The organism is Prosthecobacter sp. (assembly GCF_020439865.1).
In the GTDB taxonomy this organism is placed as follows: domain Bacteria; phylum Verrucomicrobiota; class Verrucomicrobiia; order Verrucomicrobiales; family Verrucomicrobiaceae; genus Prosthecobacter.
The window spans coordinates 25974-34147 of record NZ_JAGRPF010000058.1 but is presented as its reverse complement, the minus strand read 5'-3'; the positions used below and the strand labels follow the sequence as shown (position 1 = coordinate 34147).

Below are 8174 nucleotides of genomic sequence, written 5' to 3'. Positions count from 1 at the left end.
TATCCCATTTGTGGATCGGCGAAGGTGAGTCCGTATGCGCTGAAGGAGGCGGCGTATCTGATCGACTTGATGCTGGCGAAGCGGCCGGACGTGCGGGAAGCGATGATCGCAAGTGGGTCGAGGCTGTGCGTGCTCGCGCACAACGAGTTCACTACGGACCAGCCGGAGTTCGCGAATTTGGAGCCTGTAAAGGAGTTCGAGTCGCTCACGGCGAAGGAATATTGGGATGCGCGGGCACGTGGACTCGGTGGCAGCGAGACAGATCCGTTCTGCTCGTGCGCGGAAGAGAACCTTCTGGCCTACGATGGCGATCCGTATGACACGGAGAACATTCTCATCCACGAGTTCGCGCACAACATTCACCTGCGAGGACTAACGAATGTCGATCCGACTTTCGACACGCGATTGAAGGCAGCATTTGACGACGCGATGAAGGCGGGGCTGTGGAAAGGTGCCTACGCGTCGTCGAACCATCACGAATACTGGGCGGAAGGTGTGCAGAGCTGGTTCGACAACAACCGTGAGAACGACGCGCAGCACAACCACGTCAACACACGCGACGAACTCATTGCCTACGACCCGAAACTCGCCGCGCTGTGTCGCGAGGTCTTCGGCGACACCGTCTTGAAGTACACCAAACCGCAGACGCGACTCAAAGATCACCTCGCAGGCTATGATCCTGCCAAAGCACCCAAGTTTGTTTGGCCGGACCGGCTCTTGAAGGCACGTGGTGTCATCAAGCAGGATCAGCGAAAGCGCTTTGAGAAAGCCACAGGCACCAAGGAGCACGATCAGAAGCTCATTGCCGGATGGACGGTGAGAATTCACCCCGATCTCTTCAGGCAGGATGCTGTGGCGTTGGAGAAGGCGCTCGGATTGCTTCGAGCGCAGCTCGATGAAATCGTGCGTGTCGTCCCAGCCAAGGCGGTCGCGGAACTGCGCAAGGTTCCACTTTGGATCAATCCCCAGTATCCGAACTCACGTCCACGCGCCGAGTATCATCCGGGCGCAGGCTGGTTGAAGGATAACGGTCGCAATCCTGTGATGGCCAAAGGTGTCGAGTTCACCAACGTGAGCGTCTTTGAGGCCGAGACTCGGCGCATGCCGAACTTCGCGCTGCATGAGCTGGCGCACGCCTATCACGACCGCGTGCTCGGTTTCAACAATGCAGAGATCGAAGCGGTCTACGAAAGGGCGAAGGCGGCGGGCAAATACGACAAGGTGCAGCGCCAGGACTCCGAAGGACGCAAGCGGCTCGACAAAGCTTATGCAATGACCAACGCGAAGGAATACTTCGCCGAGTGCACCGAAGCGTTCTTCACCCGCAATGACTTTTTCCCTTTCACGAGTGATGAACTCAAGGCGCACGATCCGGAGATGTTCGCGCTGCTGGAGAAGCTGTGGGGAACGAAGGTCCCTTGATCGCTCACCCGACGTCGGCCTGCGGGAACTCATCAAGATTCCACGTGGGCTGGCCGCAGGCGATGGCGATTTGATTCAATTGCTGAATCTCGTGTCTTGAGAAGAGCAGGCCGCCGTTGCGAGTGCATTTCTCAGCCCAGCGTGCCTCCAACTCGCCCGGCAGCAGGCAATGCTCATTTCCATGGGAAAGGATGTCGGCGATGACGGCTTTTAGATTCTCAGCTTGTGACAAGCCGCCTGCAAATGCTCCTCCGGAGAGCGCATCGGAATGGATGACTTGAAAATAGAAGCACGGTGTCTGCTTGGCGCCGGGAACGGGATTGCGACCACGAATGGTCGGAAGCGAGCCGCCGATGAGCGCGGCGAACAATTCATCCGCGAGCGCGAGGCCGTAGCCCTTGTGCTGGCCGAATGGCAGCAGCGCAGCGACTTGTTTCGGATCCGTAGTCATGTGGCCGTCCTTGTCGAGCGCGAGGTCAGGCGGCAGTGATTTGCCTTCGCGCGCCAGCTGCTGCACACGTCCCAGAGCAATCACTGACGTGGCCCAGTCGATCACAATGGGAAAACCGACGGCGTCGGTGGTCGGAAAGCCCCACGAGTGCGGATTCGTCCCCAGTGTGGCGTGCTTGCCACCAAAGGGCGCGACTCCGGTTTTGGCGGAGGTGCAGTTGGTGTAGGCGACGTAACCGCGTCGCGCCACCTCCATGACGTAGCCACCTCCCCACAGGTAGTGAAACGCATTGTCCACGGACACTTGGCCGATGCCGTATTTGTCGGCGAGAGCGATGCAGGTTTCGAATGCCTGCTCTGCCACGGGCTGACCGAGCTTGCGATTCGCGTTCCACACTTCGGTGGCAGCGAAACGTCCTGGCAATTTCTCAATTACGGCACGTGGCACGCAGCCGCCGACCTTCGAGCCAAAGTGATCGTCGAGACTCAGCGCCTTGATGCCATTGTGCGTGCGGACGCCGTGCCATGAGGCGCTTTGGGCGATGCGCACGGCGGATTGTATCTCATCTTCATCATAGCCACGCACGCGGTAGGCGGCGGCGATGGTGGCGTTGTGCCGTTCTACGGGCACGACGTGCATGATTTCATCTTCGGCGTTCATCGGCATGAGACGTTACTGGGATTCATCCTGCAAGGGCCGTCGGCCCAAACCAAGACCGAGAATGATGGTCGCGCTCACCGCCATGGAGGCGGTGAGGACATAGATACCGATGGCAAACGAGCCGGTGTTCTTTTCGATGCTGCCCAGCAGATACGGCCCCATGAATCCGCCGATCTGGCCAATAGAGTTGATCAGACCAATGCTTCCGGCGGCAGCCGACTCCGTCAGAAAAAGGCTGGGCAACGCCCAGAAGGCCGGCTGATAGCCTTTGACGCCCGCAAAGAAGATCATGAAGCAGAGGATGGTGAGAACGAGGTTGCCTTTCGTCAAAGGCGCAAGCCCCAAGGCGGTGAGACCGATGATGATCGAGAATGCGGCGTGACAGCGGCGCTCTCCGGTGCGGTCTGAATTCCAACCGACGAACAATTGGCTGCCAAGCGCGAGACACGGAGGCAAAATGACCAGCCAGGTGATCTCGTTGAGGTTCAGCGAGTACCACGCCTTCAAGATGCTCGGGAAAAAGAACTCGTAGCCGTAGTTTGCGGTGACACTGCAGCAAAACGCGAGCGCGAGTAGCAGCACCTTCGGATTTCGAAACGCCTCGCCCAGCGTCATGCGCTTGCCCTTTGAGCGTTGTTCTTTTTCGATTTGAAGCTGCTTCTCCAAGGCTTCGCGTTCCTCGTTGGTGAGCCATTTCGCGTCGCGTGGTCGGTCTGGCAGAACGAACAGCACGACAAAGCCCAGCACGACCGCCGGCGCGCCCCAGAAAATGTACATCCACTGCCAGCCTTCCATGCCGAGTATCTCAGGATGATGCACCGTGACTCCGTTGATGACCTCGTCAGTGCCGATTTTCAGCAGCAGGTTGGAAATCTTGGGGCTGAGGATCTGCGCCACCGGTGTGGCGATCAAAAACCACGCCACGGCGCGTGATCGATCCCGATTGGGAAACCAGTGCGTGAGATAGACGATGACACCGGGGAAGAAGCCTGCCTCCGCCAGACCGAGGGCAAAGCGCACGCAGTAAAACTGCATCGGCGTCTTTACGGCGGCCGTCAGCGCGGCCAAGATGCCCCACGTGACCATGATGCGAGACATCATGCGACGTGCGCTCCATCTCTCCACGAGCAGCGTACCGGGCACTTCGAGCAAGATGTAGCCCCAGAAAAACATCCCCGCGCCGAAGCCGATGACAGCGTTGTCGAAGTCTGGCAGGTCTTTTGCCATCGTCAGCTTGGCGAGGCTGACATTGGCCCGGTCCACATACGCGATCACGTAGCAGACAAAGAGCAGCGGCAGCAGGCGCCAGTAGGCCTTGCCCCTGGCGCGGTCCAAGGCGGAAGTGTCGGTTGTCATGAGCAGGTCGGGAAGCTTGGATGTGGCTATCGCCCAGTCGAGTTCTTTTGCAACGGACCGTTCGTAGCCTCACACGGCGGCTCGACAGAGCCCAAAGCATGATGAAAGAGGGAAGCGGCGAGCGACTTTATTCCAGCAGCCGCTTTTAACCCCCAATGGCTAGAACATCCCCCAAAGCCCTCTTTCCACTGTCTGCCCTGTGGCTGATTGCCACGTGCTCGTTTGCCGCGCCTGCGGAGCATCCGGGCAAGCCTCTTTATCAAAAGCTGTGCGCCAACTGCCACGGCGCGAACGGCGAGGGAGTGAAGGACAAATACGATGACAAGCTTGTCGGCGAACTGTCGGTGGACGCGCTGGCGCGGAAGATCGACCGCACCATGCCGGAGGACAAGGAGCACCTGTGCGTGGGCGAAGAGGCCAAGCAGGTCGCGGCTTACGTTTACAAGGCCTTTTACTCTCCTGAAGCTCAAGCCCGCGCGCATCCGCCCACGAAGGATCTGAGCCGCCTGACGATCGCGCAGTATCGCGCCTCGGTCATGGATTTGATCGGCCGCTTCCGCATGGGCCCTGGCTTTGACCGGCCCGTGCTGGAAGAACAGGGGCTTAAGGCAGTGTATCGCGGCGTCGAACTGCCGAAGCCCGGTGAAGAGGCCGTGGACACCACACCGAAGCAGGGCATCAAGAAAAAGCGCCCGAACTACAAGCTGGAGCGCGTGGACGGACAAGTGGCCTTCCATTTCGGAGAAGGGAGCCCGGACCCGGAAAAGATGGAAGCGGAGCAATTCGACAACCGCTGGGAAGGCAGCATCATCGCACCAGAGACGGGCGTGTATGAGTTCATGCTCAAGACGGAGAACGGCGCTCGACTATGGATCAATGACACCACGGAAGGCCACGCGCTGATCGACGCCTGGGTGAGCGCTGGACCGCAGGTGCGCGAGGAAAAGAAGAGCCTCTTTCTGCTCGGCGGACGCGCCTACCGGCTCGTGCTAGATCACTTTAAATTCAAAGAAAAGTCCTCCTCCATTGAACTCTGGTGGAAGCCGCCGCACGGAGTCGCCGAACTCATCCCACAGCATGTGTTGCGCACGGATCGTCCGCGTGAGCTGATGATCGTGAGCACGAACTTCCCTGCCGATGATCGCAGCGTGGGCTATGAGCGAGGCACGTCGATCTCCAAAGGCTGGGATCAGGCCACTACCGAAGCCGCAATTGCCACTGCGGAACACGTCGAGGAGAAGCTGAACGAACTCGCAGGCACGAAGGACGGCGCCCCAGATCGTGAGGAGAAGCTTCGAAAGTTCGCGCTCACCTTTGTCGAAGCCGCGTTCTGCCGTCCGCTCACCGACGAACAAAAGCAGCTCCATGTCGAATCACTATTCAAGAGCGCGGGCAGCCCCGAGAAGGCGGTGAAGCGCATCGTGTTGTTCACGCTGAAATCGCCGCAGTTCCTGTATCCAGAACTGCGCGAATCGGAGAAACCCGACGACTTCGCCATCGCCTCGCGTCTGGCGCTGAGCCTGTGGGATTCCATCCCCGACAAGAAACTGCTGCAGGCCGCCGCCGCAGGCAAGCTGCGCACTCCCGATCAAATCCGAGCCGAGGCGCAGCGCATGCTACCAGACGCTCGCACGAAGGCCAAGCTGCATGGTTTCTTCCATCACTGGCTGGAACTCGAACGTGCGGAGGGCAACGCCAAGGACCCCAAGGTCTTCCCCGGCTTCGACGACCGCGTGCTGGCCGATCTGCGCGAATCCCTGCTGGAGTTTCTCGATCAAGTCGTGTGGAGCGAGAAGTCCGACTACCGCGAGTTGCTGAAGGCGGACTACCTGCTGCTGAACAACCGTCTCGCCCAATTCTACGGCAAGCCGGTGCAGGGCGACGACTTCCAACGCGTTTCGTTTGATCCGAAGCAGCGCGCCGGTGTCGTCACGCATCCGTATCTGCTCGCGTCGCTGGCGTCCAGCCGCGCCACCTCGCCGATTCACCGCGGTGTGTTCCTCACGCGAAACATCGTCGGCCTCTCGCTGCGTCCGCCGCCCAAGGCGGTGACCTTTGACGAGAGCCATTTCAATCCAAAGCTTACGATGCGCGAGAAGATCACGGAACTGACGCGCAACAACACGTGCATGTCCTGTCATTCGACGATCAATCCACTGGGCTTCAGCCTCGAAAACTTCGACGCGATTGGCCGCTGGCGCACAAAGGACAACAACAAACCTGTGGATGCCGTGGGCGAGTTCGCCGATGACGAGGGGCGCAAGGTGCAGCTCTCCGGCCCGCGCGACATTGTGAACTACGTGGCGGACAATCCCGCCGGCCATCGCGCCTTCATCCGCCAGCTCTTCAATCATTTCGTCAAACAGCAGCCGCTCGCCTACGGTCCTGACACCATGGACGACTTGCAGCATTCCTTTGCCGCCGCGAACTGCAATGTGCAGAAACTGCTCGTCGAAATCGCGATGGTGTCCGCATTGGACGGCCAAGGGAACGTCACACCGGGCCGCTAGGGCTTTATCCAAACAGCGGAAGCATCGCTCCGACCACGAGCACAATCAGCAGCACCAGGGCCACCCACCACCAGATGTTTGAAGTGAGCGGTTGCTTGGAGCTTTTGCCGCCGAACTCGCGGGCGACAAAGTCATCGTAATCGAACTCATCGTCGGGCAGATCCAGACCGTCCGCATGCGTGTCACCGCTCCAGCCGGATTTGGCACAGGCCCCGCAGCCGTCACAAGCCGCGGCTCCACGGGGCACCCATTCACCACACACCGGACACTGTCCCGGGGGCCTGAACCGGCCGCTCATGGCGTCGGCTCAGAAGAGCTTTTTGCAGTCCAGGAAGGCTGGCGGCTCAGTGGTTGATCGCTGGCAGCAAACCGGGTCGAGGAAGTGCTCAGCCGTCGGAATGCGGCCGTATCCGCCATGCCACCGACGTTTAACAACGGCGTCCAGCCAGCCTGACGAGAGTGATTCTCCGCAGGTCCACGGCGCAGCGGCGTGAGCATGATGAGCACCGCCACAAACGTGACGGTGGCTGCGAGCGTCTGGCTCGTCGTTCTGGCGCGATGCCGAGTCATGGTTGAGGCTTATTATTTAACTTATCCGAAATAATGTCAACCAACGGTTTACCCGCCCTTTTTTGCTTGTTTTCACCCGTTTCTCAGCCAGCGATGCGCGGTGATTTTGATCCTAACCGCAGGTTTTGGCGATGGGCATAACACCGCCGCACGATCTGTGGCGGAAGCTTTGACTCGCCTGTGTCCCGACGAAGAAATCGAGGTGAGCGACCTGATCTGCGATACGCAGCCGCTCATCGCCGAGGTATGCAAGAGCCTCTACCAGTTTGCCATCACCCACTGGCCTGCCGCCTGGCGCATGACGTATGACCTGATGGGCAAGCCCTCGGTCACCGGGCCGGACTCCGTCTGGCAGTCCGCCATGGTGGAAGCCTTGAAAAAGCGGATCGAGGCGCAGCGGCCCCGCCTCATTATCAGCACCTACCCGCTGTATGCCGTGCTTCTGGAGACGCTGGAAAAACAGCAGTCCGTTCCGCCGCTCTGCACCGTCATCACGGATTCGATCAGCGTGAATCGCATCTGGGTGATGTCTGGCAGCAGCCTGTTCTGCGTGGCCGATGATGAGACCAAAAAGGTCGTCATCGGTTTCGGAGTGCCTGAATCGAAGATCCGCGTCACCGGCTTTCCCGTCAGCCTCGCTTTCACTGAGCCTCTGCCTGAGGAGGCGCCGCATTCATGTGACCGCATTCTCTACCTGCCCTCCACCACAGGACGCCGCGTCGCGGCCACGCTGGAGGCCATCAAACCTCTCCTCCTCCGCGGAGCCAGGCTGACGCTTCCTATCGGCAAACATGACCGACGGCTGTATCACATTCTGCGCCGGTTCACGGATGCTCTTCCCCCTGAGACCGTTGAGATCATCGGCTGGACGAAACGCATCCCGGAATTCCTGCGCACGCATGATGTCGTCATCTGCAAGGCAGGTGGTGCCATCCTGCACGAAGTGCTGGCCGCCAAGATTCCCGCTGTCATCGACTACGTCGTCCCCGGCCAGGAGGAGGGAAATGCAGAGATGCTGACCAAACACGATGGCGGCATCGTCACAAAGAACGCCAAAGAAACTGCGGCCGCTGTCGAGAGCATCCTCATCAACAACGGCGCCGTCGGCCGGCGCATGCGCGCGAGCATGGCGAAGATCAGTGTGCCAGACGCCGCCGTGCGCACTGCCAAGGCAGCGCTCGCCGTTGCGGCTTCCTGATCGCAGA

At 59.8% G+C, this 8174-nt stretch carries 7 protein-coding genes; 3 read left to right on the top strand and 4 right to left on the bottom strand.

Annotated elements, in window-relative coordinates:
• Positions 1 to 1422: hypothetical protein (locus tag KDL09_RS05820; RefSeq protein ID WP_294382608.1), on the top strand; the 1422-nt coding region annotated here is incomplete at its 5' end.
• Positions 1423 to 1426: 4 nt separating this feature from the next.
• Here KDL09_RS05820 and KDL09_RS05815 read toward each other — a convergent pair.
• Both KDL09_RS05815 and KDL09_RS05810 read right to left on the bottom strand, forming a co-directional pair.
• Positions 1427 to 2533: an Ldh family oxidoreductase gene (locus KDL09_RS05815; RefSeq protein WP_294382606.1), complete on the bottom strand. Its 1107-nt coding sequence runs from the start codon at positions 2531 to 2533 to the stop codon at positions 1427 to 1429.
• 12 nt (positions 2534 to 2545) lie between these two features.
• On the bottom strand, positions 2546 to 3889 hold the full coding sequence (locus KDL09_RS05810; protein WP_294382605.1) for an MFS transporter: 1344 nt from the start codon (positions 3887 to 3889) through the stop codon (positions 2546 to 2548).
• Positions 3890 to 4044: 155 nt separating this feature from the next.
• Between KDL09_RS05810 and KDL09_RS05805 the strand changes: the two genes are divergently transcribed.
• Positions 4045 to 6399 (top strand): DUF1592 domain-containing protein, encoded by a 2355-nt coding sequence (locus tag KDL09_RS05805; protein ID WP_294382602.1) that lies wholly within the window; start codon positions 4045 to 4047, stop codon positions 6397 to 6399.
• Between the two features lie 4 nt (positions 6400 to 6403).
• On the opposite strand, the gene KDL09_RS05800 is transcribed toward KDL09_RS05805, so the two are convergent.
• Entirely contained in the window at positions 6404 to 6697 is a 294-nt protein-coding gene (locus KDL09_RS05800) for a hypothetical protein (RefSeq protein WP_294382599.1), read from the bottom strand.
• Positions 6694 to 6969 carry a hypothetical protein gene (locus KDL09_RS05795; protein ID WP_294382596.1) on the bottom strand — a complete coding sequence of 92 codons (276 nt, stop codon included), beginning with the start codon at positions 6967 to 6969 and terminating at the stop codon, positions 6694 to 6696. Before KDL09_RS05795 ends, KDL09_RS05800 begins: the two co-directional genes overlap by 4 nt.
• 100 nt (positions 6970 to 7069) lie before the next feature.
• Between KDL09_RS05795 and KDL09_RS05790 the strand changes: the two genes are divergently transcribed.
• Complete coding sequence (locus tag KDL09_RS05790) at positions 7070 to 8167, top strand: glycosyltransferase (RefSeq protein WP_294382593.1); 1098 nt, start codon at positions 7070 to 7072, stop codon at positions 8165 to 8167.
• The last annotated feature ends 7 nt before the right edge of the window (positions 8168 to 8174 follow it).